Annotated in this window: 2 protein-coding genes; both read left to right on the top strand. The window is 66.4% G+C overall.

Annotation, left to right across the window (positions count from 1 at the left end; translation table 11 throughout):
- Nucleotides 1-1,365: hypothetical protein (locus ABFS34_16320; protein ID MEN8376990.1), on the top strand; the 1,365-nt coding region annotated here is incomplete at its 5' end.
- Between the two features lie 309 nt (nucleotides 1,366-1,674).
- The coding region (locus ABFS34_16315) for a DUF11 domain-containing protein (GenBank protein ID MEN8376989.1) at nucleotides 1,675-2,997 on the top strand (1,323 nt) is incomplete at its 3' end.

Raw genomic sequence — 2,997 nt, 5'->3', positions numbered from 1 at the left:
GCCGACGACTCGGCCATGGTGACGATCAAATCGCCCACCACGGCGGCCACCTGCGGTACGGTGGACAACCGCGCTTGGGCGGACGCCAACAACGACGACCCGGTCAACGACACCGCCGACGTCGTGGTCCAGTGCCCGGACCTGATGATCGACAAGGAGGCGCTGACGGACACGGTGAGCGCTGGCGACACGATCAAGTTCAAGATCAACGTCTGGAACGTGGGGCCGGGGGACGCCGACAGCGTGATGCTCGTCGACACGCTGCCCAACGGCGGGCTGAGCTGGTTCGAGGTCGCCGATCCCGGCAACGACTGCTCGATCGCGAGCGACATCCTGACGTGCGACTTCGGCACGCTGATGGCGGACGACACGTCGATGATCACCGTTGGAGCGGTGACCGACGCCGATGACTGCGGCACGGTCCCGAACAAGGCCCGGGCGTCAGCAGCCAACGACACGACGGTCATGGACTCGGACACGCTGCTCGTCCAGTGCCCGGACCTGAACATCGAGAAGATCGCCCTGACGGACACGGTCATGGCGGGCGACACGATCAGGTTCAAGATCAACGTGTGGAACGCGGGGCCGGGCGACGCCGACAGCGTTATGCTCGTCGACACGCTGCCCAACGGCGGGCTGAGCTGGTTCGAGGTCTCGGACCCGGGCGCCGACTGCTCGATCGCGAGCGACATCCTGACGTGCGACTTCGGCACCCTGATGGCGAACGACACGTCGATGATCACCGTCGGCGCGGAAACCGACACCGATGACTGCGGCGTGCACCCGAACAAGGCCTGGGCGTCGGCCGCCAACGACACGACGGAGATGGCGAGCGACACCGCGCTGGTAATCGCGTGCGGCAACGCTTCGCTGGAGCCGACTCAGACCAGTTGCGAAATCTTCCTCGCATCCGGCGGCAACAACCCCGGTCTGGACATGCTGTTCGCCCAGAAGAAGGGCAATCCGCCGATCATCAACAGCGTCAGCCCGGGCGTGTTCTTCTTCTACGTCGAATTCACGGCCCCGGCCGCGAGCTTCGACATCGACGTGGTCCAGTCGAACGACGACGACATACCCAAGCTGGGATTGTTCCAGATCCTGAACATGCAGGCGTTCCTGTACGACGCGAACTGCTCGAAGCTCGGGGACCTCGACCTGAACGCCGGCATGACCGGCGTGGACGACTCGGTCGCGGGGCTGACGGCGGGTGCGAAATACGTGATCGGGATCAAGTACGATTCGCAGACCCTGAAGGGAGAGGACTTCAACGACATCGGAACGGGCGTGGTCTACGACTTCGATCTGCTGCTGGACGGGCTGCTCGACGCGACGGACGCGCTTACGCTGAAGAAGAAGAACAACTGAACGAGTGTGGTGCGCCGCCATCCGGCGGCGCACCAAGCTCGGGGAGGGCCTGGCCTCCCACCTGTTCCGCGTGACGGCCCGGGAGTCTCTCCCGAAGCCGGCGGCGGGCTCGTCGGCGATCTGGCCGGCGGGAACTGAAGATACGTCAATTCACGTGCGCGCAGACGCGCAGATATCGGCGCCACTCGGCTTCGACGCTTCCCCATCGGGGGATGCCGGGCAGGGCCGGCCGACGCTCCGTGGAGGAGCTCGAAGGCGCCTCTGAGGGCGCACAGGCAGCACCTATCGCCCCCGTCGCGAGGAAACACAATGATTCGGTTGCACCGCGTAGCAGTCGCCGGCCTCCTGTCGGCCGCAGCCCTGATGGCCTGTAGCGAGGAAAGCGCCCGCGAGCTCTTGGTCGATCCGCAGTTCGCCCCGGGCGGCTCGACCAACGTCAACCTCGACCAGTGCGCAAACGACCCGCGCACGGATCCCTGCACCTGGCAGAACGGCAACCTGAACGGCAACAACTCGGTGTACGCCGAGGGGCTGGCGGTTCCGTTCCGGCTGGCGCTCGAGGGGCTGGCCGCGGGCGCCCACTCGATCAACATCAACTACGACTTCACCGCGGGCGGCCATAAGGCCTACGATTTCTTGGCGAGCGTCGACGCCACCGAACTAGTGAACATCTGCGCGCCGGGAGGCGGCGGGCGCTCCTCGCTGTGCGACATGGGAGGCGGTAGCAACACGACCATGCCGGGTATCGTGCCCACGTCGACCATGGCTTTCGGCGGCGATGCTTTCGTGGTCGACGGCAAGTCGGTGGACGGCGCCATCGCTGACGGTGGCGTGCCGACCAACCTGACGATCTACAACGGTATGATCACCGGCATCTCCACCGTGTCGCACGCCGGCCCCACGGCCGGCAACAGCACGGGCAACGTCGTGGTCAACTTCACCAGCACGGGCGGCGACGTGGCGTTCGCTTGGAGCGGCCACCTCGCCAAGTCGTCCTACTGGAACGGTCCGGGCGATCCCGACGGCGCCGGCGAGGTCAGCGGCGCGCCCTGGCACATGCGCACGCAGAATCTCACCGTCAACGGCGTGGAGCAGGGCGCCAAGAACCAGGACCGCAGCATCCAGCCGAGCGCGATTATCGAGGACCCCACGATCGCCATCAGCAAGGAGGTCGTGACCGATTCGATCAGCGCGGGCGACACGCTCGAGTTCAAGATCAACGTCTGGAACGAGGGCCCGGGCGACGCGCTCAACGTCACCCTCGAGGACACGCTGCCGAACGGCGGCCTGACGTGGTTCGAGGTCGCCGATCCGGAGGGCGCGTGCGTCATAGGCACGGGTGCCGCGTCGGAGGAAATCCTGGCGTGCAGCTTCGGCACGCTTATGCCGGACGACACGGTGATGATCACGGTCGGGGCGGTGACCTCCGCCGACGACTGCGGTCAGGTGCCCAACCTCGCGCACGCCACCGCGGGCGGCGAGGTTAGCGCCGACCAAACCGTCACCGCGGGCGACACCGCGACGGTGCTCTGCCCGAGCGTGATGATCGACAAGGAGGCGCTGACCGACACGGTCAGCGCGGGCGACACGATCAGCTTCAAGGTGCTGGTGTGGAACCCGGGACCGGGCGAC

This window comes from Gemmatimonadota bacterium (assembly GCA_039715185.1).
Lineage (GTDB): Bacteria > Gemmatimonadota > Gemmatimonadetes > Longimicrobiales > RSA9 > DATHRK01.
Note: the sequence above shows the minus strand (reverse complement) of the source record. Positions and strands in the feature narration are given on the sequence as shown.